Source organism: Streptomyces sp. V2I9, assembly GCF_030817475.1.
GTDB lineage: Bacteria > Actinomycetota > Actinomycetes > Streptomycetales > Streptomycetaceae > Streptomyces.
In genome coordinates, this window is record NZ_JAUSZJ010000002.1 from 1,413,417 (window position 1) to 1,437,461 (window position 24,045).

Annotated in this window: 21 protein-coding genes, 3 pseudogenes and 1 riboswitch; of the genes and pseudogenes, 12 read left to right on the forward strand and 12 right to left on the reverse strand. The window is 72.9% G+C overall.

Features of this window, described 5'->3' with window-relative positions; translation table 11 throughout:
- Positions 1-187 precede the first annotated feature (187 nt).
- Together QFZ71_RS06330 and QFZ71_RS06335 are read right to left on the reverse strand one after the other, a co-directional pair.
- Positions 188-946, reverse strand: a complete 759-nt coding sequence (locus QFZ71_RS06330) for a methyltransferase (RefSeq protein WP_307667278.1) — start codon at positions 944-946, stop codon at positions 188-190.
- 160 nt (positions 947-1,106) lie between these two features.
- Positions 1,107-1,634, reverse strand: a complete 528-nt coding sequence (locus QFZ71_RS06335) for an SAV_6107 family HEPN domain-containing protein (RefSeq protein WP_307667279.1) — start codon at positions 1,632-1,634, stop codon at positions 1,107-1,109.
- A gap of 165 nt (positions 1,635-1,799) precedes the next feature.
- Here QFZ71_RS06335 and QFZ71_RS06340 point away from each other — a divergent pair, with 165 nt between their 5' ends.
- From QFZ71_RS06340 to QFZ71_RS06355, 4 genes and pseudogenes are all read left to right on the forward strand, one after another.
- Complete coding sequence (locus QFZ71_RS06340; RefSeq protein WP_307667280.1) at positions 1,800-2,603, forward strand: ATP-binding cassette domain-containing protein; 804 nt, start codon at positions 1,800-1,802, stop codon at positions 2,601-2,603.
- Positions 2,575-4,662, forward strand: a complete 2,088-nt coding sequence (locus QFZ71_RS06345) for a YhgE/Pip domain-containing protein (RefSeq protein ID WP_307667281.1) — start codon at positions 2,575-2,577, stop codon at positions 4,660-4,662. Before QFZ71_RS06340 ends, QFZ71_RS06345 begins: the two co-directional genes overlap by 29 nt.
- 53 nt (positions 4,663-4,715) lie before the next feature.
- A pseudogene (locus tag QFZ71_RS06350) lies at positions 4,716-5,328 on the forward strand (TetR/AcrR family transcriptional regulator).
- A gap of 466 nt (positions 5,329-5,794) precedes the next feature.
- Positions 5,795-7,309: an NAD(P)/FAD-dependent oxidoreductase gene (locus tag QFZ71_RS06355; RefSeq protein ID WP_307667282.1), complete on the forward strand. Its 1,515-nt coding sequence runs from the start codon at positions 5,795-5,797 to the stop codon at positions 7,307-7,309.
- A gap of 46 nt (positions 7,310-7,355) precedes the next feature.
- Here the strand turns inward: QFZ71_RS06355 and QFZ71_RS06360 are convergent, their stop codons facing one another.
- From QFZ71_RS06360 to QFZ71_RS06385, 6 genes are all read right to left on the reverse strand, one after another.
- On the reverse strand, positions 7,356-8,273 hold the full coding sequence (locus QFZ71_RS06360) for a hypothetical protein (RefSeq protein ID WP_307667283.1): 918 nt from the start codon (positions 8,271-8,273) through the stop codon (positions 7,356-7,358).
- 49 nt (positions 8,274-8,322) lie between these two features.
- Complete coding sequence (gene metF, locus QFZ71_RS06365) at positions 8,323-9,240, reverse strand: methylenetetrahydrofolate reductase [NAD(P)H] (RefSeq protein WP_307667284.1); 918 nt, start codon at positions 9,238-9,240, stop codon at positions 8,323-8,325.
- A 149-nt stretch (positions 9,241-9,389) separates the two neighbouring features.
- A complete protein-coding gene (gene thiE, locus QFZ71_RS06370; protein WP_307667285.1) occupies positions 9,390-10,040 on the reverse strand; it encodes a thiamine phosphate synthase in 651 nt (216 codons plus the stop codon).
- A 76-nt stretch (positions 10,041-10,116) separates the two neighbouring features.
- On the reverse strand, positions 10,117-10,482 hold the full coding sequence (locus tag QFZ71_RS06375; protein WP_307667286.1) for an Rv2175c family DNA-binding protein: 366 nt from the start codon (positions 10,480-10,482) through the stop codon (positions 10,117-10,119).
- A gap of 101 nt (positions 10,483-10,583) precedes the next feature.
- Entirely contained in the window at positions 10,584-11,759 is a 1,176-nt protein-coding gene (locus tag QFZ71_RS06380) for an NAD(P)/FAD-dependent oxidoreductase (protein WP_307671351.1), read from the reverse strand.
- Positions 11,760-11,924: 165 nt separating this feature from the next.
- On the reverse strand, positions 11,925-12,266 hold the full coding sequence (locus QFZ71_RS06385) for a hypothetical protein (RefSeq protein WP_307667287.1): 342 nt from the start codon (positions 12,264-12,266) through the stop codon (positions 11,925-11,927).
- A 54-nt stretch (positions 12,267-12,320) separates the two neighbouring features.
- Positions 12,321-12,433: riboswitch (TPP riboswitch) on the forward strand.
- Here QFZ71_RS06385 and thiO point away from each other — a divergent pair.
- The 5 genes and pseudogenes from thiO to QFZ71_RS06410 all read left to right on the forward strand — a co-directional run bounded on the left by thiO (position 12,431) and on the right by QFZ71_RS06410 (position 17,699).
- Positions 12,431-13,643 (forward strand): annotated as a pseudogene (thiO, locus tag QFZ71_RS06390) (glycine oxidase ThiO). Its footprint overlaps the riboswitch before it by 3 nt.
- 125 nt (positions 13,644-13,768) lie before the next feature.
- A pseudogene (gene thiS / locus QFZ71_RS30420) lies at positions 13,769-13,951 on the forward strand (sulfur carrier protein ThiS); the annotation flags it as partial.
- A 2-nt stretch (positions 13,952-13,953) separates the two neighbouring features.
- Entirely contained in the window at positions 13,954-14,748 is a 795-nt protein-coding gene (locus QFZ71_RS06400; RefSeq protein WP_307667289.1) for a thiazole synthase, read from the forward strand.
- A 146-nt stretch (positions 14,749-14,894) separates the two neighbouring features.
- On the forward strand, positions 14,895-16,820 hold the full coding sequence (gene pknB, locus QFZ71_RS06405) for a Stk1 family PASTA domain-containing Ser/Thr kinase (protein WP_307667290.1): 1,926 nt from the start codon (positions 14,895-14,897) through the stop codon (positions 16,818-16,820).
- Between the two features lie 6 nt (positions 16,821-16,826).
- The gene (locus QFZ71_RS06410) at positions 16,827-17,699 is read left to right on the forward strand and encodes a deoxyribonuclease IV (RefSeq protein WP_307667291.1); all 873 of its coding nucleotides are present in this window, start codon (positions 16,827-16,829) and stop codon (positions 17,697-17,699) included.
- A gap of 3 nt (positions 17,700-17,702) precedes the next feature.
- Here the strand turns inward: QFZ71_RS06410 and QFZ71_RS06415 are convergent, their stop codons facing one another.
- Positions 17,703-18,335, reverse strand: a complete 633-nt coding sequence (locus tag QFZ71_RS06415; protein WP_307667292.1) for a sulfite oxidase-like oxidoreductase — start codon at positions 18,333-18,335, stop codon at positions 17,703-17,705.
- Positions 18,336-18,493: 158 nt separating this feature from the next.
- On the opposite strand from QFZ71_RS06415, the gene bfr reads away from it, so the two are divergent.
- Entirely contained in the window at positions 18,494-18,973 is a 480-nt protein-coding gene (gene bfr, locus QFZ71_RS06420) for a bacterioferritin (RefSeq protein WP_307667293.1), read from the forward strand.
- 4 nt (positions 18,974-18,977) lie between these two features.
- Here bfr and QFZ71_RS06425 read toward each other — a convergent pair whose 3' ends face one another.
- Positions 18,978-19,223 carry a bacterioferritin-associated ferredoxin gene (locus tag QFZ71_RS06425; protein WP_307667294.1) on the reverse strand — a complete coding sequence of 82 codons (246 nt, stop codon included), beginning with the start codon at positions 19,221-19,223 and terminating at the stop codon, positions 18,978-18,980.
- Between the two features lie 162 nt (positions 19,224-19,385).
- A complete protein-coding gene (locus QFZ71_RS06430; RefSeq protein ID WP_307671352.1) occupies positions 19,386-20,732 on the reverse strand; it encodes a class II 3-deoxy-7-phosphoheptulonate synthase in 1,347 nt (448 codons plus the stop codon).
- A 102-nt stretch (positions 20,733-20,834) separates the two neighbouring features.
- On the opposite strand from QFZ71_RS06430, the gene QFZ71_RS30425 reads away from it, so the two are divergent.
- Together QFZ71_RS30425 and QFZ71_RS06435 are read left to right on the forward strand one after the other, a co-directional pair.
- Positions 20,835-20,903 (forward strand): trp operon leader peptide, encoded by a 69-nt coding sequence (locus QFZ71_RS30425; RefSeq protein WP_106973636.1) that lies wholly within the window; start codon positions 20,835-20,837, stop codon positions 20,901-20,903.
- A gap of 136 nt (positions 20,904-21,039) precedes the next feature.
- On the forward strand, positions 21,040-22,938 hold the full coding sequence (locus QFZ71_RS06435) for an anthranilate synthase family protein (protein ID WP_307667295.1): 1,899 nt from the start codon (positions 21,040-21,042) through the stop codon (positions 22,936-22,938).
- A 45-nt stretch (positions 22,939-22,983) separates the two neighbouring features.
- Here the strand turns inward: QFZ71_RS06435 and QFZ71_RS06440 are convergent, their stop codons facing one another.
- The gene (locus QFZ71_RS06440) at positions 22,984-23,979 is read right to left on the reverse strand and encodes a 2-hydroxyacid dehydrogenase (RefSeq protein WP_307667296.1); all 996 of its coding nucleotides are present in this window, start codon (positions 23,977-23,979) and stop codon (positions 22,984-22,986) included.
- Positions 23,980-24,045: the final 66 nt, after the last annotated feature.

The window sequence follows — 24,045 nt, forward strand, 5'->3', positions numbered from 1 at the left end:
GGATTCGCCCCCGTGAAACCCGCCCTCTAGCCTTCAGCCAGTCCGGACCGCTATGTCGGCTCGGCTGCTGAGGCGTAGATTCCCCGACGACCGTTCCGCCATGCCGGATGGTGTCACCCGATCATACGGGGCTCGCGCGCGGTGCGGGGGTCCTGAGCCCGACTCCGTCCCGTCGCTGCGTTGCTGATCAGCGGCGCTTCTCGCCCAGAACGTGGAGCTGGGTGGCGACGGAGTGGAAGGCCGGCTGCTCGGCGACGGCCGCTTCGAGCTTGAGGAGGGCCTCCACCGCGCCGGGCTCGGTGTCCACCAGGACGCCCGGCACGAGGTCGGCGAAGACGCGGACGCCGTGCACCGCGGCGATCTCCAGACCGGCGTCGGAGACCAGTCCGGAGAGCTGATCGGCGGTGAACCGGCGGGGCACCGGGTCGCCCTCGCCCCAGCGGCCGGCCGGGTCGGTGAGCGCCTGGCGGGCCTCGGTGAAGTGCCCCGCGAGCGCGCGGGCCAGGACGGCGCCGCCCACTCCGGCGGCCAGCAGGCTGAGCGCGCCGGAGGGGCGCAGCGCCTCGGCCGCGTTGCGTACGCCTGCGGCGGGCTCGTCGACGTACTCCAGGACGCCGTGGCAGAGCACCGCGTCGAAGCCGTCGCGGTCGACGACGTCGAACAGTCCGAGGATGTCGCCCTGGACGCCCCGGACCCGGTCCGCCACTCCGGCCTCGGCCGCGCGGCGCTCCAGCGCGAAGAGCGCGTTGGGGCTGGGGTCGACGACAGTGACGCGGTGGCCGAGCCGGGCCGCGGGCACGGCGAAGTTGCCCGTGCCGCCCCCGGTGTCCAGGACGTCCAGGGCGTCCCTGCCGACCGCCTCGGCCTGGCGGTCCAGGGCGTCCTTGAGGACCTCCCAGACCACGGCGGTACGAAGGGAGGCGCGGGGGCGCGGCTGGTCCGACACGGCAGATGACTCCTCGACACGGTGCCGCCGGGGACGGCGGAGCGTGGACAGTGCGGTGGTGGTGAGCGGTCACCACCCTATGGCCTCGCACCGCCGCCGAGGGTGCGGCGCCGGCCCGCCGTCGCCGCCGTAGGGCGGTGGTGCCGCGGCAGGCCCCGGATCACCCGCCGCCCGGCCGCTCCGCGCGTGGTTGCGGCAGGGCGGGCTGGAGCACCAGGAGCCGTTCCACCAGGCGCAGGAACATCGCGGCGTCGCGCAGCACGTCGTCGGCGTCGCGCCCGCTGGCGGCTCCCGGCATGCCGGCCTCGGCGCGGGCCCGGCGGTCGGCCCCCGCAGCGAAGAGGGCGCTCCACTCGGTCAGCTCCGGGGCGATCTCCGGGAGGACCTCCCAGGCGCTGCGGATGCGGTCGCGGCGGCGCTTGTTCGTCTCGGGCCGGCCCCGGGCGGCCAGCACGGCCGCGGCGGTGCGCAGGGCGGCGAGGTGTGCGGTGGCGTACCGCTCGTTGGGCTCGTGGAGCACGGCGGCCTCGTCGAGGCCGGAGCGGGCCTTGGCGAGCAGATCGAGGGCGGCGGGCGGCGCCGTGGTGCGGCGCAGGACGGGGTGGACATCGCCGGCAGGACCGGTCAGTGAGGGGGCAGGGCTGCCTGCGCGGCGCCGCGGGGCGGCGGCTGCGGACGAGCTGGCCATGACGAACCTCCTGTCGTCGTGTGACGGCTCCGTGGCCGTCTGTGTCCATGGTGGCAACCACCACTGACAATCGGTTCTTCCACCCCGCTGACCTCCCGTTTTGCCTCGGGCGCGTGTTCGGACTAGTTTTTGCACTGACTGGTCAGTTCATAAAGGGGAGGGTCTGTGGAGAGCCCGCACGGCGCGGCGGTCGCCGCCGAGAGCTTGGGACTGAAGGGACCGCGCGGCTGGGTCTTCCGGAACGTGACGTTCAGAGCCGAGCCGGGGACGCTGGTGGCCGTCGAGGGGCCGTCCGGTTCGGGACGCACCTGCCTGCTGCTCGCCCTGACCGGCCGGATGCGCACCACCGAGGGCCACGCCGAGACCGGTGGCCTGCGGCTGCCCCGGCAGGCCGCCGCCGTCCGCGCGATCGCCGCGCTGGGGCCGGTCCCGATGGTCAGCGAACTGGATCCGGCCTTCACGGTCGCCGAGCACCTGGGCGAACGCGCCCTTCTCCAGGGCCGCTACGCCGCCTCCCTGCGCGGCCTGCTGCGCCCGCGCGCCGAGCGCCGGGCCGCCGCGAAGGCCCGCGTCGACGAGGCCCTGGATGCCGCGGGCCTCGACCTCGCCACGCTCCCCAAGGCGGGACGCACCTCCGTACGCGATCTGGAGCGGCTGGAGGCGCTGCGGCTGTCGGTGGCGCTGGCGCTGATCGGCAAGCCGCGCCTGCTCGCCGTGGACGACACCGACCTCAAGCTGTCGGACACCGAACGCGCACACGCCTGGGCGTTGCTGCGCTCCGTGGCGGAGGCCGGGACGACCGTGCTCGCCGTGTGCAGCGAGGCCCCCGAGGACGCGCTCGTCGTCCGCACCGCCCGCGCGGCCGACGACACGTCCGCGGCCGACGTGCGGACGTCCACGCCCACCGACGACCCGACCACCACCGACGAGGAGACGGCCGATGCGTTCGCCGAAACTGGCCGCGCTTGAGCTGAAGCGGTTCGGCAGGGGGAAGCTGCCGGCCGCCGCGCTGGTGGCCCTGCTGCTCCTGCCGCTGCTCTACGGCGCCCTGTACCTGTGCTCGTTCTGGGACCCGTACGGAAAGCTGGACAAGCTGCCCGTCGCCCTGGTCAACGACGACAAGGGGACCACCACCGACGGCAAGCGCCTCGCCGCCGGGGACGAGATCAGTGAGAAGCTGCTCGACTCGCGGGTGTTCGACTGGCACGAGGTCAGCTCCGCCGAGGCCGAGAAGGGCGTCGAGGAGGGCACGTACTACCTCTCGCTGACGATGCCGCCGGACTTCAGCAGGAAGATCGCCTCCAGCGGCGGGGACTCCCCCGAGACCGGCGCGCTCCAGGTCCGGACGAACGACGCCAACAACTACATCGTCGGCCAGATCTCCCGGACCGTCTTCGGCGAGGTCCGCAACGCCGCCTCCACGAACGCCTCCCGGTCCTTCCTGGACCGCATCTTCATCAACTTCTCCGATCTGCACGACAAGACCGCCGAGGCGGCCAAGGGCGCCGACGACCTCAAGGGCGGCATATCGAAGGCGAAGAAGGGCTCCGAGGACCTCGCGGACGGCCTCAAGGACTCCAAGGCGGGCAGCAAGAAGCTCTCGGACGGCATCGTCAAGCTGAACCAGGGCTCGCGCGAGCTCGCCACGGGTTCCGGCCAGGTCGCCGGGGGCACCCAGGTCCTGGCTGACAAGGTCAACGGGATCGCCGGTGACGTACGGCCCTTCTTCCAGGACAACGGGAAGTCCATCCGCGACACGGCCCTGCTGGTCGCCGACTCCTCCGCCGCCGTGCGGCACAACCTCGACCTGCTGGTGAAGAGCGCGCCCACCGCCGCGTCCGGCGCGAAGAAGGCGGCCGACGAGCTGACCGAGATCCACCGCACGCAGTGCGAGGAGGCCGAGGAGCCCGACGCCACCGCCTGCCCGGCACTGGAGCGCGCCGAGACCGCGGCCGCCGACGTCGCGAAGGTCTCCGCCGACGTGAACACCCTGGTCACCAACCAGAACGGCGACCTGAAGAAGCTGAGCACCCAGCTCACCGCCTTCCAGAAGCAGGCCGAGGACCTCGCGAAGCGCGCACCGACGCTGGACGACGACCTGGCGGCGGCCGTGACCAAGGTCAACGAGCTCAACACCGGCGCCCACAAGGTCGCCAAGGGGGCGCAGGCGCTGCACACCGGCCTCGGCGGGGCACAGACCGGCTCCAGCGAACTGGACACCGGGGTCGGCAAGTTGAAGACCGGCGCGGAGAACCTGGACGGCGGTCTCTTCCGGCTCGGCGACGGTTCGACCGCACTGGCCCAGGGGCTCAACGACGGCGTGGACAAGATCCCGGACTACGACAAGAAGGACCGCGACGCCCGGACCGAGGTCATGGCCGACCCGGTCAAGCTCGCCTCCCGGTCCCTCCACGAGGCCCCCAACTACGGCACCGGCTTCGCCCCGTACTTCATCCCGCTGTCCCTGTGGGTGGGCGCGATGGTGGCGTACATGCTGATCCAGCCGCTCAACAGGCGGGCGCTCGCCGCCGGGGCCTCCTCCTGGCGGATCGCGCTGGCCGGCTGGCTCCCGGTCGCCGCGATCGGCACGCTCCAGGTCGGCGCCCTGATGGCCGTCCTGCACTGGGGCCTCGGCCTCCAGATGACCCACGCCGCCGGAACGATCGGCTTCCTGGCGCTGGTGACCTGCTGCTTCGCCGCGATCGTGCAGTGGCTGAACGCCTGCTTCGGGGCGGCCGGGCGCATCCTGGTGCTGGTGGTGCTGATGCTCCAGCTGACCTCGGCCGGGGGCACGTACCCCGTGCAGACCAGCCCCGGCTTCTTCGGCGCGATCCACCCGTACCTGCCCATGACGTACGTCGTCGAGGGGCTGCGCAGGCTGATCACGGGCGGTCCGCTCACCCCGGTCTGGCTGGGCTGCGCGGTGCTGGCGGCCTTCACCGTCGGCGCGCTCGCCCTGACCGCGTTCACCGCCCGCCGCAAGCAGGTGTGGAGCCTGAGCCGGCTGCACCCGGAGCTGAGCCTGTGAGCGCGCCCGCGGTCGAGCCGCCGGTCGCCCCGCGGCCTGGAAGAATCCCCTCCATGGAAAGCAGTGGCAGCACCCGCCGCCAGGCCACCCGGCAGAAGCTCTACGAGGCGGCGGTGACGCTCATCGCCGAGAAGGGCTTCTCGACCACCACCGTCGACGAGATCGCCGAGCGGGCCGGGGTCGCCAAGGGCACGGTCTATTACAACTTCAAGAGCAAGACCGAGCTGTTCGAGGAGTTGCTCCGGCACGGCGTGGGGCTGCTCACCGCCTCGCTGCGGGCCGCCGCCGAGGAGTGCGCGGAGCGCGGCGGCACCCGCGTCGAGGCGCTGGACGCGATGATCCGCGCCGGACTCGCCTTCATCGACCGCTACCCGGCCTTCACCCAGCTGTACGTGGCCGAGCTGTGGCGCACCAACCCGCGCCTGGCAGTCCACGCTGCTGGTGGTGCGCCAGGAGGCCGTCGCGGTGGTCGAGGACGTGTTGCGGGACGCGGTGCGCGGCGGTGAGCTGAGCGAGGAGATCGACATCCCGCTGACGGCCGCGGCCCTGGTCGGGATGGTGTTGGTGGCGGCGCTGGACTGGCAGGCGTTCCAGCCGGAGCGCTCGATCGACGAGGTGCACTCGGCGCTGTCCCTGCTGCTGCACGGCCGGGTCAGCGGGCGCTGAGACGGCGGGTCCGTCCGGGAGCCCGCCGGAGCGCCCGACCGGGCGCGGAGTACGTACGGCAACGTCGAAGACGCCGGCCGCCGGAGTTCGCTTCCCCCGTGAACTCCACCGTGCCGGCGTCTTCCGTACCTCCGGAAACCCGTTCCCCGTGACCCCGTATGTCCCCCGTGGTCCCCGGGCCTCCGTCGTGCACCCCCGTTGCGTCAGGGGTACCGCGCCGTTCCGCCGCCCCGTGCCGGCGGTCCCGGCGCAGCGCCCCTTCCGTGGTCATCACTCTGCCGTCCGCGCCGGTGGGGGCCCATCCGCGCGGGTACTCATCTGTGGTGCTAGGTACGGGTACTCAGGGCACCGCCCCGCACCCTCTTCTCCTGCCGCCGGGTCCGGCGGCGGGAGGGGAAACGCCTGGCCCGGGGGCGGGCCCGGCCTCCCGGCCACGCCTTCGCCGCCGGTCGGTAGAGTCACCGGCATGGCACGCATTGCGGTGATCGGCGCCGGTACGGGCGCGATGGCGGCGGCCGCCCGGCTCGCCGTCGCGGGCGAGAAGGTGACGGTCTACGAGCGGTCCGCGAACTACGGCGGCTCGGTCGGCCGCCATGAGCACGACGGCTTCGTCTTCGACACCGGGCCCGGACTGCTGCACCTCCCCGCCGTCCAGCGGGACCTGTTCGTGAAGACCGGCAAGGAGTCCCTGGAGCAGTGCGTGACGCTGACCCAGGTCGATCCGGCGAGCCGCCATCTCTTCGCGGACGGCACGGCGGTGTCCCTGCCCAACGCCTCGCGGGCCGGCGTGGCCGCCGCCCTGGACGGGGCTCTGGGCGCGGGCGCCGGGGCGCGCTGGAGCGACTTCATGGACCGGGCGCGGGACGCCTGGGACCGCTCGCGGCGACCGCTCCTGGAGGAGCCCCTGCGCTCCGACCATCAGGTACTGGGGCGCGATCCGTATCCGGCGGTGCGGCAGCGGCGGCTGCTGCGCGCGGCCCGGCAGGCGGGCACCGTCGCGGAGATCGGCGCGTGGGAACTGGCGGACGCCCGGCTGGCCGCCCTGCTGGACGGGTACGCGCTCGCCCACGGTCTCGACCCGCGCACCGCACCCGCGAGCGCCGCGCTGCTGCCGTACATGGAGCAGACCTTCGGCAGCTGGTACGTCATGGGCGGGATGCGGGAGCTGGCCCGCGCGGCGTACGAGCGGTGCGTGGCCCGCCGGGTCGCGTTCGTCTTCGGGGCCGAGGTGGTCCGGGTCGTCGAGAAGGACGGCCGGGCGGCCGGCGTGGAGCTGGCGGACGGCACGGTGGCCGAGGCCGACCGGGTGGTGCTCGGGGTCCGGCCGCACGCGGGACTGGTGCCGGACCGGCCGGTGCGGGGCGCGGACGACGTGGCGGTCCGGCCGGGTTCCGGCGCGGGCGCGGCGGGCCGGTTCTCGGTGCTGCTGTCGCTGCGCGGGGGCCGGGAGGCGGACGCGGTGCACCGGACCGTGGTGCACAGCGCCCGCGGTGCGGCGGAGCAGGAGGCCGTGTTCGGGGGGCGGGTCGCCGCGCACCCCACGGTGACCGTGCTGCGGCCCGACGATCCGGCGACCCGGCCGGACGCGGAGCACGAGGCGGTGACGCTGACCGCGACAGTGGCCCCGCAGGGTCCGGTGGACTGGCGGGACGCCGAGGTGCGGCGGCGGTTCGCTGAGGTCCTGGTGGAGCGGGCGGCGGCAGCCGTTCCGGGGCTGCGGGAGCGGATCCTGCGCACGGAGATCCGCACGCCCGCGGAGACCGAGGCGGAGACGGGGGCCGAGGGCGGTGCGGTACCGCCGCCCGCGCTGGCCGGGGCGGCGGGGGCGTATCTGCATCCGGGCAACCTGACCCGGCTGCCGGGGCTGTACCTCGCGGGCGGCTGGGCGCACCCCGGCGGCGGGCTCGCGCACGCCGGGATGTCGGGGGCCCTGGTGGCCGGGCTCGTGGTGGAGGGCGACGGCTTCCGGGGCTCCCGCTGAGACCGTTCCGCCGCCGGGTGGCGCGGCCCCCGGCGGCGGAACGGTCTCAGTAGCGGTACTGCTCGTTCTGGCCGGTGTCGTAGCCGTTGCCGTACGGGGTGGGCCCGGCGGGCTGCTCCGGCGGCATCGGGGGGTACTGCTCGGCGTCACGCTGCTGCGGGACCCACACCCCGCCGGGCGGGGTGTCGGTGGCGTACTGCTCCGAGCCGTGGCTCCGGCCGTACGGGTCGGCGTAATTCTGCTGCCCGCCCTGGCCGTTGTGGCCGTCGTGGCCGTAACCGTCGTAACCCCCGTAGGAGGGGGCTCCGTTGGTGGTGCCGATGTACGGGTCGGAGTAGGCGGCGTAGCTCTGCGGGTCGGCGCCGTAGTCGTACGTTCCCGCGTAGGGGTCCTGGGCCGGCTGCGGTTCGTAGCCGGGGTAGGGGTCGTACGCGGGGTACTGCGGCTGGGCCGGAGGGGAGGTGTCGTGGCCGGGGGTCTGGCCGCCGTCGGCGTTCGTGCCGTGACCGGTGGCCCCGTAGACGCCGTACTGGCCGGTGTCGTCGGGCATCGGCTGCGGGGCGTAGACGGACGGCGTGGGCGGCGCGGCCGGGGGCGTGTCGTACCCGGCGGGCTCGCCGTCCGAGATCTCCAGGCCGGAGACCTCCAGGGTCGGGTCCTTCACCGCGGCGCCCTCGCCGCCGGACCTGCGCCGGCGGCTCTCGCCCGGATTCCCGCCGATGGCCCAGCCGGTGGAGAAGCCGCGCCGGAAGGACAGCGTCACGAAAGCCTGGCCGGTGGCGAAGGCGAGCGTGCCGATGACGATGACCGGCACCGACGACAGCAGCACCCCGGCGACCACGCCGAGGAACCCGGCGAAGGCGAGGAGCCGCCACCGCAGTCGCGCCTTGTACTGCAACAGCACCTCGCCCAGCAGCCACAGGGCCACCAGACCGAATGCGATGTAGAGGACCGTCCAGCCCACGCCCGCCCCCTCCTGCGGCCGTAGCCGCGTCGGCGGCGGATACGACCGGTCACGACTGCTTGTGCAGTCCGAGTTTCTCGTAGATTTCGAGCGTAGCCGTCGAGTTGTTGAGCGTGATGAAGTGCAGTCCGGGTACACCTTCGGACAGCAGCTCCGCGCAGAACTCCGTTGCGAACTCGATGCCAATGGAGCGTACAGCGGCCGGATCGTCCTTGGCCGCGAGGATGCGCTCTTTCAGCGACTCGGGCACGGTCGCGTTGCTGAGCTGGGAGAACTTTTCCAGCTGCTTGACGCTCGTGAGGGGCATGACCTCGGGAATCACCGGCGTTTCGCAACCCGCCGCGACCACGCGGTCACGCATCCGGAGGTAGTCCTGCGGGCGGAAGAACATCTGGGTGATCGCGTAGTCCGCGCCCGCCCGGCACTTGTCGACGAAATGACCGATGTCCGTCTCCCAGTCGGTGGACCGGGGGTGCATCTCCGGGAACGCCGCGACGCCGACGCAGAAGTCGCCCGACTCCTTGATGAGCCGTACCAGGTCGGCCGCATACTTCACGCCCTGCGGGTGCTCGACCCACTCGCCCATCGGGTCGCCCGGCGGGTCACCGCGCACCGCGAGGATGTTCCTGATGCCCGCGTCCGCGTACTGGCCGACCATGTTGCGCAGCTCGGCGACCGAGTGGTTGACCGCGGTGAGGTGGGCGACCGGGGTGAGCGTGGAGTCCGCCGCGATCTCCTGGGTGGCCTTGACCGTCCCGGCGCGGGTGGAGCCTCCGGCTCCGTACGTCACGGAGACGAAGCTCGGGCGGACCGCCTCGACCCGGCGCAGCGCGTTCCAGAGGTTCCGCTCGCCCTTCTCCGTCTTGGGCGCCCAGAACTCGAAGGAGTACGACGTCTTACCGGTCGCTAGCAGGTCACGCACGGTGCGCGCGTGATCCGTCCTGGTGGAGGGTGTGCCGAGGGCCATGAGGGGAGGTTAACCAGGGTGTGGACACTCCCCCAACCAGAGAGGGGAACTTTGTCTCGTTTTGCCGGACTGTTGTCCAGTCCTCGGACAGCCGCCCGCGCGGCGCGGGGGTCGCCGGGCCGGGCACTCGGGGCGCCCGCGCCCGGATCTCAGAGCGCGCGCGCCCGGATGCGGCGGGACAGTTCGGCGGCGGCGGCGGCCGGGTCGGCGGCCTCGGTGACGGCCCGGACGACGACGACGCGGCGGGCCCCGGCGTCCAGCACCCGGTCCAGGTTGCCCGCGTCGATCCCGCCGATCGCGAACCAGGGGCGCGGCTGGTCGAGCGAGGCCGCGTAGCGCACGAGGCCGAGGCCGGGGGCGTGGCGGCCGGGTTTGGTGGGGGTGGGCCAGCAGGGGCCGGTGCAGAAGTAGTCCACGCCCTCCTGGGCGACGGCCACGTCGACCTCGGCCTCGGCGTGCGTGGAGCGGCCGATGATCCGGCCAGCGCCGATGATCGCGCGGGCGGCGGGGACCGGCAGGTCGCCCTGGCCGAGATGGAGGACGTCGGCGCCGATGGCGTGGGCGACGTCGGCGCGGTCGTTCACCGCGAGGAGCTTGCCGTGCCGGCGGCAGGCGTCGGCGAGGACGGCGAGGTGCTCCAGCTCCTCGGCGGCCTCCAGGCCCTTGTCCCGGAGCTGGACGATGTCGACGCCGGAGGCGAGCACGGCGTCCAGGAAGGCGGGCAGGTCGCCCCGGTCCTTGCGGGCGTCCGTGCACAGGTAGAGGCGCGCGTCGGACAGCTGCTCGCGGGTCGTGGACATCGGTGGCGCTCCCCCGTGGTCGTGACGGTGCACGGGCCGCTTCGGGCGGCCCGTGCTCCGCTTCCGGTCGTATCGGTCAGACGGCGAGCGCCTGGGCGCGGCGCTTCACCTCCGTCCCGCGATTCTCGCTCAGCGCCTGCGCGGGGGTGCCGGGCAGGGTCGGGTCGGGAGTGAAGAGCCACTCCAGCATCTCTTCGTCGGAGAAGCCGTCGTCCTTCAGGAGGGTCAGGGTGCCTGCGAGGCCCTTGACCACCTTGTCGCCGTCGATGAAGGCGGCGGGCACCTGGAGCGTCCGGTTCTCCCCACGGCGTACGGCGATGAGCTGGCCCTCCTTGACCAGCTGGCGCACACGCGTCACCTCGATGTCGAGCATCTCGGCGATGTCGGGAAGGTGGAGCCAGGCAGGGACGAGAGCATCGGTCTTTGCGTCAATCTCGGTCACGAGGACAAGCGTGCCATCCAGGACCGACAGCCGGTAGCCGGGCCGACCGTAAGGGGGGCGGACCACGGTGGGCCACGGGCCGCCGGGAGCGGCGGATCCTCTCAGAGAGCGGCGGACTTCAGCGGTACGGCGGGGTCGGCCGCCTTCTCCGGATCGAGGGCGGCCCCCGACTCGATCAGCCTGCGCCCCTGGGCGAGATCGCGCGGGCGGCCCACCGCCAGCACCGCGACCAGCGCGCCCTCGCGCAGCCAGCACACGGACCAGGCGGCGTCCGCGCCGTCGCCGCGCCACAGCAGGGTGTCGGCGTCCGCGTGGTGGCCGGCGTACTGCACGAAGCGGCCGAACTGCTCGGACCAGAAGTACGGGACGGGGTCGTGGACGGGCAGCGGCGCGCCGGTCCCGGCAGCCATGACCGAGGCGGCGGCGGTGCGCGGGCCCTGGAGGGCGTTGTCCCAGTGGTGGACCAGGAGCCGGGTGCCGTAGCGGGCGGAGGGGAAGGAGGCGCAGTCCCCGACCGCGTACACGTCGGGCAGCGAGGTGCGCAGCGCGCTGTCGGCGGTGACCGAGCCGTCCGGGCCGAGCACGACCCCGGAGCCGGCCAGCCACCCGGTGGCGGGACGCGCGCCGATGCCGACGACCACGGCCCCGGCGGGCAGCGTCCGGCCGTCCGCGAGGACGACGGCCCCCTCCTCGACGCGTTCGACGCGGACCCCGGCGAGGAGTTCGGCACCGCTCTCCGCGTACCAGGCGGCCATCGGGGCGGTCACCTCGGCGGGCAGGGTTCCGGCGAGCGGGCGGGCGGCGGCCTCGACGACGGTGACCGCGCAGCCCGCGGCGCGGGCCGCGGTGGCGAACTCCGCGCCGATCCAGCCCGCTCCGACGACGACCACGTCGTGCCGCCGCTCCAGGACGGGCCGCAGCCGGGCGGCGTCGTCGAGCGTGCGCAGCAGATGGACTCCGGGCACGCCCTCGGCGCCGGGCAGGGCGACGGGCTCCGCGCCGGTGGCGATGATCAGGGCGTCGTACGGCACGGGCCCCTCGACGGTGTCCAGCACATGGTCGGCGGCGCGCAGGGCGGTGACGTCCAGGCCGAGGCGCAGGGCGATGTCCAGCGCCTCGAAGTCGACGTCGAAGGCGGAGTCCTCGGCCTTGCCCAGCAGCACGGCCTTGGACAACGGCGGGCGGTCGTAGGGCTGGTGGGGTTCGGCGCCGATCAGGGTCACGGACCCGGCGAAGCCCGCCTCGCGCAGGGCGACGGCGCTCTGCACACCGGCCATCCCCGCTCCGACGATCACGACGTTCCGGGCGGGGTTGTTCTCCGTCTGCTGCTCGCTCACCTGTCCACCTTAATCACCTGACGAGTCGTCAGGCAGGCGGCTCCGGGGACACCGGACCCCGGGAGGGCGGGACCCCGGACGTCAGGGCGAGGGCAGGACAGCGCGTCAGGACGGCAGTTCCTCCACCACGCTGGTCCCGCTGCCCTCGCGGGACTCCCACGCCCACCGCTCCTCCAGCCGCACCCGGCCGTCCGGGAGGTCGACGACGGTGGAGAGGCAGTGCCCGGACGAGGTGCTTCCGTCCTGCTCGAGCTGGACGTAGCGGAAGTCCAGCGCGTCTCCGTCGCGCGTGCCGACGAGGTGTCCGCGGATCACGTCGCCGCCCGCGTACTCGGCCCAGATCCGGCCGCCCTCCTCGTGGTACGCGAACCGGGTGCGGGTTCCGACCTGGCCGGGAGCCTGGTCGGCGACGGGTGCGAGGACGAGTCCGTCGAGCGAACGGGCCATGGCGGCTGGCTCTCCCTGCTGGGCGGTGGGCGGCGGGGTTTAGGGTGGCCACGGTAGAACACTCGCGGGAGCCCGGACGCACCGGGCTGAGAGGGAGGCTGGCCGGCCTCCGACCGTACGCACCTGATCCGGGTCATGCCGGCGAAGGGAGGGGCTGGACACCCATGCACGTCGCGGGAAACACCTCCGGGGTCGCGCGAACCCCGAGACCGAACGGAGCGGACGTCCTCGTCGTGGGGGGCGGCGTCATCGGCCTGGTCACCGCCTGGCGGGCCGCCCAGCGCGGGCTGACCGTCACCGTGGCCGATCCGGAGCCGGGCGGCGGGGCCGCCCGGGTCGCGGCGGGCATGCTGGCCGCCGTCACCGAACTGCACTACGGCGAACAGCTGCTGCTCGGCCTCAACCTCGACTCCGCCGCTCGCTATCCGGCGTTCGTCGAGGAGTTGGAGGAGGCAAGCGGCCGGGACACCGGCTTCCGGACCTGCGGCACGCTCGCCGTGGCGCTGGACTCCGACGACCGGGCGCATCTGCGGGAACTGCACGCCCTCCAGGAGCGTTCGGGTCTGGAGTCGGTCTGGCTGAGCGGCCGTGAGTGCCGCCGCCTGGAGCCGATGCTCGCTCCGGGCGTCCGGGGCGGCCTCCGTGTCGACGGGGACCACCAGGTGGACCCCCGCCGCCTCGCCGCGGCGCTGCTGACCGCGTGCGAGCGGGCCGGGGTCGCCTTCCGCCGGACGACCGCCGAGCGGCTCACCGTCGCCGGGGGCCGGGCGGCCGGGGCGCTGCTCGGCGACGGCACGGAGTTCGCGGCCGACCAGGTCGTCCTCGCGGCGGGCAGCCTCAGCGGCCGGCTCGCGGGGCTGCCGCCGGAGCTCGTACCGCCGGTACGCCCGGTGAAGGGCCAGGTTCTGCGGCTCACGGTGCCTCCGGCGTACGCCCCCTTCCTCAGCCGCACCGTGCGCGCCGTGGTCCGGGGCGGCGACCTCTACCTCGTCCCGCGGGAGAACGGCGAACTGGTCGTCGGCGCCACCAGCGAGGAGATGGGCTGGGACACGACGGTGACCGCCGGCGGGGTGTACGAGCTGCTCCGCGACGCCCACGAACTGGTGCCCGGCATCACCGAACTGCCACTGACCGAGACCCGCGCCGGGCTGCGCCCCGCCTCCCCGGACAACGCCCCGCTCCTCGGCCCGACCGCCCTGCCCGGTCTGCTGCTCGCCACCGGCCACCACCGGAACGGGGTGCTGCTGACGCCCGTCACGGGGGACGCGATGGCCGACGCGCTGACCACCGGCGAGCTGCCCCGGGCGGTCCGCCCCCTTCTCCCCCGGCCGCTTCGAGCCCGCCGCCGCCCTCGTACCCCAGGAGCAGCCCGCATGAACCAGCAGCCCGCCGGACCGGAAGTCACCGCCGTACCGGTAGCCACCGCTCCCGCGACCGCCTCCGCGCCCGGAGCCGCCGCCGTACCGGAGGCCGCGGGAGGGGACGTCACCGTCTCCGTGAACGGGGCGGCCCGTGCCGTCCCCGCCGGGACCGACCTGGGCACCCTGGTCGCCACGCTCACCCCGGCCCGCGCCGGGGTCGCCGCCGCCGTCAACGAGAGCGTCGTCCCGCGCGGCCGGTGGGCCGCCACCACGCTCGGCGAGGGCGACCGCGTCGAGGTCCTGACCGCCGTACAGGGAGGCTGACCGTGTCGGACGACGTCTTCACGCTGGGCCCCGCCTCCTTCGGCTCCCGGCTGATCATGGGCACCGGCGGGGCGCCGAGCCTGGAGGTGCTGGAGCGTTCGCTGATCGCCTCCGGCACCGAGCTGACCACGGTCGCCATGCGCCGGCTGGACCCGAGCGTGCGGGGTTCGGTGCTCTCGGTGCTGGAGCGGCTCTCCATCCAGGTGCTGCCGAACACCGCGGGCTGCTTCACGGCAGGCGAGGCGGTGCTGACCGCACGGCTGGCCCGCGAGGCGCTCGGCACCGACTGGGTGAAGCTGGAGGTGATCGCCGACGAGCGGACCCTGCTGCCCGATCCGATCGAGCTGCTGGACGCGGCGGAGACGCTGGTGGACGACGGGTTCGTGGTGCTGCCCTACACCAACGACGATCCGGTGCTGGCCCGGAAACTGGAGGACGTGGGGTGTGCGGCGATCATGCCGCTGGGCTCCCCCATCGGCTCCGGGCTCGGCATCCGCAACCCGCACAACTTCGAGCTGATCGTGGAGCGGGCGGGGGTGCCGGTGATCCTCGACGCGGGGGCCGGGACCGCCTCGGACGCGGCGCAGGCGATGGAGCTGGGGTGCGCGGCGGTGATGCTCGCCTCCGCGGTGACCCGCGCCCAGGAGCCCGAGCTGATGGCGGGTGCGATGCGTCACGCGGTGGAGGGCGGGCGGCTCGCGTACCGGGCGGGCCGGATTCCGCGCCGCCACTTCGCCGAGGCGTCGTCCCCGGTGGCGGGGAGGGCGGTGCTCGACCCGGAGCGCCCGTCGTTCTGAGGTCTCCCCTACGTTCCGGGGTCCCACCCCCGCCGACAGGGGCCCCGCCCACCGCGGGCGTGTCCCTGTCACGGATCGGCTGCAGATCGGCCGCGGGAGCGCCCCGGCCCGTCCTGGGTGTCGGAGGCGGCTCGTAGACTCTCGGGGTGGACACGACCCTCCAGGACCCTCTCGTCGGGCAGCTGCTCGACGGCCGGTATCGCATTGAGGCGCGCATCGCCGTCGGCGGGATGGCCACGGTCTACCGGGCCGTGGACACCCGCCTGGACCGGGTGCTCGCCCTCAAGGTGATGCACCCGGCGCTCGCCACCGACGTCTCCTTCGTCGAGCGCTTCATCCGGGAGGCCAAGTCGGTGGCGCGCCTCGCGCACCCCAACGTGGTCGCGGTCTTCGACCAGGGCGCCCAGGGGGCGTACGTCTACCTGGCGATGGAATACGTGGCGGGCTGCACCCTGCGGGACGTGCTGCGCGAGCGCGGGGCCCTGCGGCCACGGGCCGCGCTGGACATCCTGGAGCCGGTCCTCGCCGCGCTCGGGGCGGCGCACCGGGCGGGGTTCGTGCACCGCGACATGAAGCCGGAGAACGTCCTGATCGGGGACGACGGCCGGGTGAAGGTCGCCGACTTCGGCCTGGTCAGGGCGGTGGGCACGGCCACGGACACCACCGGTTCGCTGCTGGGCACCGTGTCGTACCTCGCCCCCGAGCAGATCGAGCACGGTTCGGCCGACACCCGCAGTGACGTGTACGCCTGCGGCGTCGTGCTGTACGAGATGCTGACCGGCGCCAAGCCGCACACCGGTGAGAACGCCGCCCAGGTCATCTACCAGCACCTCAACTCCGACGTCCCGCCCCCCTCCGCCGTCGTGCCCGGGCTCCCGGTCGCGCTGGACAGCCTGGTGGCGAGCGCGACCGCCCGCAATCCCGAGGTGCGCCCGCACGACGCGGTGCTGCTGCTGGCCGAGGCCCGTGAGGCCCGCGCCGGGATGACCGGGGCCGAGCTGGACGCCGTACCGCCGCAGGCGCTGTCGGACACGCATGACGGCGCGGACGACCGCACGAGCGTGATCCCCCGCGCCCTCCCGGCGGACGACGCCGGGGCCGTGCACCGCACCAGCCGCCTGGAGACGCCGCCCGCGGGGCCCGCCCCCCGGCGACCGCTCCTGCGGCGCGGCCCGTTCGGCGGGGCGCACCGCACGCTGATCCTGGTGCTCACCGCCGTCCTGCTGACGCTGGGCATCGGCACAGGTGTCTGGTACATCAACTCCGGGCAGTTCACCCGGGTGCCCTCGCTGCTCGGCCAGACCCAGCAGGAGGCCGAGCGGCGGATCGCCGGGGCCGGGCTCGACCTCCGGGGCGTGGACCGGGTCTTCAGCGACAGCGTCGAGCGGGGTGCGGTCGTGCGCAGCGACCCCGCGCCGGGCGACCGCATCCGGGGCAACGGTTCGGTGAAGCTCGTGATCTCCCGAGGCCCTGAGATCGTGCGGGTGCCCGACGTGGTGGGCAGCTCCCTCGCGGACGCCCGGCGCTCCCTGAAGAAGGTGGGCCTCGCGCCCGGCATGGTGACCAGGGAGTTCAGCGAGGACGTGGCGCGCGGCGAGGTGGTCCGCACGGACCCCCGCGCGGGCACCGACCGCACCCCGGACACGGCCGTGGCGCTCGTCGTCAGCAAGGGCGCCCCGATCGACGTCCCGGACGTCACCGGGCTCTCCGTCCAGGATGCCACCGCCGAGCTGGAGGCCGAGGGGCTCAGGGCCGAGGTGCTGCCCGGCCGGGTTCACTCCCCCGAGGCGAAGGGCGACATCGCCGAGCAGTCCCCCGGCGAGGGGACCGAGGCCGCCGAGGGCGACACGATCGAGCTGACCGTCTCCAAGGGCCCCCGCATGCTGGACGTCCCGGACGTCACCGGCCGGAACGTCGACGAGGCGCGGAGCACCCTGGAGGAGGCCGGCTTCGAGGTGGAGGTCGACCGTCCGTTCCTCTCCTTCAGCGACACGATCGCGGACCAGTCCGTGGACGGCGGCGAGCAGGCCCCCGAGGGGTCCACGATCACCATCAGGACCAAGGGGCTCTAGAACCACATGCACACCCCGCGCAACCCGGTGGGCGGCCACGTCCCGGTGGCCGGCGGCCTCGCCAAGGTCGGCCTGGAGTACGCCCGCGAGCTGGCGGCGGAGACCGTGCAGGTCTTCGTGGCCAACCCGCGCGGCTGGGCGACGCCCGCCGGGAACCCGGTACAGGACGAGCTGTTCCGCGCCGGGTGCGCGGCCGCCTCGATCCCCGCGTACGTGCACGCCCCGTACCTGATCAACTTCGGCTCGCACACCGGGGCCACGGTGGAGAAGTCCGTGGACTCCCTGCGCCACTCACTGCGGCGGGCACGGGAGATCGGCGCGCTGGGCGTGGTGGTGCACACCGGTTCCGCGACCGGCGGGCGGCCGCGCGCGGAGGCGCTGGCCCAGGTGCGGGAGTACATGCTCCCGCTGCTGGACGAGCTGACCCGTGACGACGACCCGGATCTGCTGCTGGAGTCGACGGCCGGCCAGGGCTCCTCGCTCTGCTCGCGGACCTGGGACTTCGGGCCGTACTTCGAGGCGCTGGACTCCCACCCGAAGCTGGGGATCTGTCTGGACACCTGCCACATCTACGCGGCGGGCCACGATCTGACCGGCCCGTCGGGTATGCGGCAGACGCTGGACCTGCTGGTGGAGACGGTCGGCGCGGGACGGCTGAAGCTGATCCACGCCAACGACTCCAAGGACGTCGTGGGCGCCCACAAGGACCGCCACGAGAACATCGGGGCCGGTCACATCGGGGCGGAGCCCTTCGGCCAGCTGTTCGCGCATCCGGCGACCGAGGGCGTACCGCTGATCATCGAGACGCCCGGCGGCAGGGAGGGGCACGCGGCGGACGTGGCCCGCCTGAAGGAGCTGCGCGGCGCACCCCGGCCGTAGGGGCTACAGCTCGGGGCCGTCCCCGGGTTCTTCCTGGTAGGAGTAGCGCTGCTCGGACCACGGGTCACCGATGTTGTGGTAGCCCCGTTCCTCCCAGAAGCCGCGCCGGTCGGTGGTCATGTACTCGATGCCCCGGACCCATTTCGGGCCCTTCCACGCGTACAGGTGCGGGACGACGAGGCGGAGCGGGAAGCCGTGTTCGGCGGTGAGGAGTTCGCCGTCCTTGTGGGTGGCGAAGAGGGTGCCGTCGGCGGCGAAGTCGGCCATGCGCAGATTCGACGAGAAGCCGTATTCGGCCCAGACCATCACATGGGTGGCCTCGGGGGCGGGCGGCGCCAGTTCCAGGACCGTGCGGGCGGGAACGCCGCCCCATTCCGCGCCGAGCATGCTGAACTTCGTCACGCAGTGCAGGTCGGCGACGACCGAGGAGAACGGCAGCGCCGTGAATTCCTGGTGGTCCCAGCAGTGTTTGCCGCCGTCGGCGGTGGCCCCGAAGACCCGGAACTCCCAGCGGTCGGGCTTGAACTTGGGAACGGGCCCGTAATGGGTGACCGGCCATCCGCGCTGCAGTCGCTGTCCCGGCGGAAGCTCCGACTGTTCTGCTGCGCGGTTCTCCCGGCTTTCCGGCTGACCCATGCCTCCATGGTGACAGACAGGCAGGGGTGGTCATGACCAGGGCGGACCACCATCGGGGCAACTCGTACTAAGCGTGCACTTACTGGACGGTCGCTGAGCGCGGTGCGAGGATCTGGCCAACTCGCCAGTTCGATCACCGGTTGGAAGGAGCCTTTGCCATGCAGGGCGACCCCGAGGTCCTTGAGTTTCTCAATGAGCAGCTGACTGCCGAATTGACCGCCATCAACCAGTACTTCCTGCACGCCAAGATGCAGGACAACTTCGGATGGACCAAGCTCGCCAAGTACACCCGCGCCGAGTCCTTCGACGAGATGAAGCACGCCGAGATCCTCACCGACCGGATCCTGTTCCTGGAGGGGCTGCCGAACTACCAGCGGCTCTTCCATGTCCGGGTGGGGCAGACGGTCACCGAGATGTTCCAGGCGGACCGCCAGGTCGAGGTGGAGGCGATCGACCGCCTCAAGCGGGGGATCGAGGTGATGCGCGCCAAGGGCGACATCACGTCGGCGAACATCTTCGAGTCGATCCTGGCGGACGAGGAGCACCACATCGACTACCTCGACACACAGCTGGAGCTGGTCGAGAAGCTGGGTGAGCCGCTCTACATCGCGCAGCTGATCGAGCAGCCGGAGAGCTGAGGGATCAGGCCGCTTCCGGGAGGCGTACGTCCCCGGCCGCGCCGACGGTGGCGGGCTCCTGCCGCTGGTCGAGCAGCTCACGGCGGGCGCAGTCGCCCCGGCCGAGCAGTGCCTGGATACGGCGCACGCATCCACCGCAGTCGGTTCCGGCCTTGCAGGCGGAGGCGATCTGCCGGGGGGTGCAGGCTCCGGCGTCCGCATGCTTCTTGACCTGGGCTTCCGTGACGCCGAAGCAGGAACAGACGTACATGCGGTTCACCTCCCTGCGGATCGGTCACGGGTGCCGTCCCGCTTCCACGGTGAGGCTAACCTAACCTTACCCGTCGCTCAACCGGCGTAAAAGGCCCGGAGACGACTGTGGGGCACGGATCACATGGATCCGTGCCCCACAGGTGCGTATGCCGGGAATTCCTTACTGGTCGCGGTACATCTCGGCGACGAGGAAGGCCAGGTCGAGGGACTGGCTGCGGTTGAGACGCGGGTCGCAGGCCGTCTCGTAGCGCTGGTGCAGGTCGTCCACGAAGATCTCGTCACCGCCGCCCACGCACTCGGTGACGTCGTCGCCGGTCAGCTCCACGTGGATGCCGCCCGGATGGGTACCGAGGGCCTTGTGGACCTCGAAGAAGCCCTTGACCTCGTCCAGGACGTCGTCGAAGCGGCGCGTCTTGTGGCCGGAGGCGGCCTCGAAGGTGTTGCCGTGCATCGGGTCGGTGACCCAGACGACCGTCGCGCCGGAAGCGGTGACCTTCTCGACCAGCTCGGGGAGCTTGTCGCGCACCTTGTCGGCGCCCATGCGGACGATGAAGGTCAGCCGGCCGGGCTCGCGCTCGGGGTCCAGGCGCTCGACGTAGCCGAGCGCCTCCTCGACGGTGGTCGTCGGGCCGAGCTTGATGCCGATCGGGTTGCGGACCCTGGAGGCGAACTCGATGTGCGCGCCGTCCATCTGGCGGGTGCGCTCACCGATCCAGACCATGTGGCCGGAGGTGTCGTACAGCTCGCCGGTGCGCGAGTCCGTGCGGGTGAGCGCCGTCTCGTAGTCCAGCAGCAGGGCCTCGTGCGAGGCGTAGAACTCGACCGCCTTGAACTCGGCCGGGTCGGTGCCGCACGCCTTCATGAAGTTGAGCGCGTTGTCGATCTCGCGGGCCAGGGCCTCGTAGCGCTGGCCGGCCGGGGACGACTTCACGAAGTCCTGGTTCCAGGCGTGGACCTGGCGCAGGTCGGCGTAACCGCCGGTGGTGAAGGCGCGCACCAGGTTCAGCGTGGAGGAGGACGCGTGGTACATCTGCTTCAGCCGCGCCGGGTCCGGGATCCGTGCCTCCTCGGTGAAGGCGAAGCCGTTCACCGAGTCGCCGCGGTAGGTCGGCAGGGTCACGCCGTCGCGGGTCTCGGTCGGCTTGGAGCGCGGCTTGGAGTACTGGCCCGCGATCCGGCCGACCTTGACGACCGGCACGGAGGCGGCGTAGGTCAGCACGGCGCTCATCTGGAGGAGCGTCTTCAGCTTGGCCCGGATGTGCTCGGCGGACACGGCGTCGAAGGCCTCGGCGCAGTCGCCGCCCTGCAGCAGGAACGCCTCGCCCTGGGCGACGGCTCCCAGACGGGCGCGCAGCTGGTCGCACTCGCCCGCGAAGACGAGCGGCGGATACGACGCGAGGTCCGCGAGTACATCGCGCAGCGCCTCGGAGTCGGGGTACTCGGGCTGCTGCGCCGCGGGAAGGTCTCGCCAGGTGTTGCCACCGGCGACGGAGGTATTGGCGTTCACGGTCACGTGCCCAACATTACGGGGTCGCGGAGGGCGTCCATCCGATCGCTCAACAGATGAGACACCCGCTCCGGCGCCGGGATCGTCCGCTAGGGTCGGGGCATGTCGACGCAACAGATCCAGCTCTCGATCCAGAACTGGTGGTGGACCGCTCATCCGGCGGCCCGCTGAATCATCGCGCTGACACTTCGCGAAGGCCGCCCGAGGGGCGGCCTTCTCTGCGTTCGTCAGGCCGTTCCTCTCCCAGTGAACCCGTGCCGATCCCCCGCGGATCCCCGCACGGGCCGTCCGGAAGGAACCCGCTCCCATGTCCCAGACAGCGTCACCCTCCGCCTCCGCCCTCGTCCGGCGGCTGCTGGCCGAGGACGCCCCGCCGTTCGCCCTGCTGCGACGCCGGACCCCCGGGCGTGACCACGATCACGTCGAACTGCTCGTCGGCGGGGTGCGGGAGGTGGACCGGCTGGCCGACCTGCCGGTGGGCACGTCCCCGGCACTGGCCCTGGTGCCGTTCCGGCAGATCGCCGAGCGCGGCTTCGACGTGCGCGACGACGGCACCCCGCTGAGCGTGCTGGTCGCCGAGGAGAGTCACGAGCTGGGGCTCGCGGAGGTGCTGGCGGCGCTGCCCGCCCACGACGTGAGGGTCGAGGACCGCGGCTTCGACGTGCCGGACGGGGAGTACGCGGAGATCGTCCGGCGGGTGATCCGCGACGAGATCGGGCAGGGCGAGGGCGCGAACTTCGTGATCCGGCGGACGTTCCGGGGTGAGATCGCCGGGTTCGGGCGGGCGGACGCCCTGGCGCTGTTCCGGCGGCTGCTGGCGGGCGAGCGGGGCGCGTACTGGACGTTCGTGGTGCACACCGGGGCCAGGACGCTGGTCGGGGCCAGCCCCGAGGTGCACGTGCGGATGTCCGGCGGGACGGTCGTGATGAACCCGATCAGCGGAACCTACCGCTACCCGGACGGGGGGCCCACGGCGACAAGCCTGCTGGCGTTCCTCGGGGACCGCAAGGAGAGCGAGGAGCTGTCCATGGTGGTCGACGAGGAGCTGAAGATGATGTGCACGGTGGGCGACAGGGGCGGGGTGGTGGTCGGTCCCCGGCTCAGGGAGATGGCGCACCTCGCGCACACCGAGTACGAGCTGCGGGGGAAGTCCTCGCTGGACGTGCGGGAGGTGCTGCGCGAGACGATGTTCGCGGCGACCGTCACCGGCTCCCCGGTGCAGAACGCGTGCCGGGTGATCGAGCGGTACGAGTCCGGGGGCCGCGGCTACTACGCGGGGGCGCTGGCGTTGCTGGGCCGGGACGCGAGCGGGGCGCAGACGCTGGACTCGCCGATCCTGATCCGTACCGCCGACATCGCGCCCGACGGCTCGCTGCGGGTGCCGGTCGGGGCCACGCTCGTACGCCACTCGGACCCGGAGAGCGAGGTCGCCGAGACGCACGCCAAGGCGGCCGGTGTGCTCGCCGCCCTCGGGGTGCGGCCGGGCCGGCCGGCGGCGGAGGCCGACCGGCCGCGGCTGGCCGCCGATCCTCGGGTACGGGCGGCGCTGGACGGCCGGCGCGGCTCGCTCGCCCCGTTCTGGCTGCGGATGCAGGAGCGCGTCCAGGACCTCTCCGGGCACGCGCTGGTGGTGGACGGCGAGGACACGTTCACCGCGATGCTGGCCCATCTGCTGCGGGCCTCCGGGCTGGACGTCTCGGTGCGCCGCCATGACGAGCCGGGACTGCGGGAGGCGGTCCGGGCGCACGCGGGGCCCGTGGTGCTGGGCCCCGGTCCGGGGAATCCGGCCGATCCGGCCGACCCGAAGATGCGGCTGCTGCGGGAGATCGCGGCCGAGCTGGTGCGGGACCACCGGCACGGAGTGCTGGGGGTCTGCCTGGGACACGAGCTGATCGCGGCGGAGCTGGGGCTGGACATCGTCCGCAAGGCGGTGCCGTATCAGGGGGCGCAGACCAGGATCGAGCTGTTCGGGCGGCCGGAGACGGTGGGCTTCTACAACAGCTTCACCGCGCGGTGCGACGCCTCGGCCGCCGCCGAGCTGGCCGCGCACGGGATCGAGGTGAGCCGCGACGAGGAGAGCGGCGAGCTGCACGCGCTGCGGGCACCGGGCTTCGCCTCGGTGCAGTTCCACCCGGAGTCGGTGCTGACCGTACGGGGCTCGGTGATCGTGACGGAGCTGCTGGCGGGGCTGCCGGTGGCGGGCTGAGGAGCACGGCGGGGCTGTCGGAGGCGAGCTGTGCGACGAGGGGCGTCACTCCCTCGGCACGAGGACGTTCTCGCTGGAGCGGCGGGCCAGGTGGTCGGCGACGTTGGTGACGGTCGCGTCGATGATCTGGCCCACCGCGTCCTCGGTGTAGTACGCCTGGTGGGAGGTGACGATCACGTTGGGGAAGGTCACCAGCCTCGCCAGGGTGTCGTCGTCGATGCCCTCCAGGGACTTGTCGAGGAAGAACAGCCCCGTCTCCGCCTCGTACACGTCGAGCCCGACGCCGAGGAAGCGGCCCGCGCGCAGTTCGGTGACCAGGGCTGCGGTGTCGATGAGACCGCCGCGGCTGGAATTGACGAGGATCGCGTCGTCCTTCATCGCCTTCAGGGCGGCCGCGTCGATGAGGTGCCGGGTGGCGGGGAGCAGCGGTACGTGCAGGCTGATCAGGTCGGCCTCGGCGAGCAGCCGCTCCTTCGCCACGTACTCCATGCCCAGCTCGGCGCAGGCCGGGTTCTCCGCCACGTCCCAGCCGAGCAGCTTCATGCCGAAGCCGTGGGCGATGCGGGTGAAGGCCTCACCGATCTTGCCGGTGCCGAGCACCCCGGCGGTCCGGCCGCGCATGTCCCGGCCGAGCAGCCCGTCGAGGCGGAAGTCGAAGTCGCGGGTGCGGCTCGCGGCGCGGATGACGCGCCGGTTGACGGCCAGGGCGAGCGTCCAGGCGAACTCGGCGACCGAGTACGGCGAGTAGGACGAGACCCGCGCGACGCGCAGGCCGAGCCGCTCGGCGACGTCCAGGTCGATGTTGTTGAAGCCGGTGGAACGCTGGGCGATCATCCGCGTGCCGCCGGCGGCGAGCGTCCGCAGCACCGGGGCGCTCAGGTCGGCGTTGACGCTCGTGGAGATGACCTCGTAGCCGGCCGCGATGGGGGCGGTGTCCCGGTTGAGGAAGACGTCCAGGCAGCGGACCTCGTGGAGTCCCGCGAACGCCTTCTCGATCAGGGGCTTCTCGTCGGACTGCACACCGAAGGCCAGGACTTCCACGGGGTCTCCCGATCCGGAACTGTGCGCGGGCAGGGCCGTACACGCGCGAATATACGGCCCCGCCCC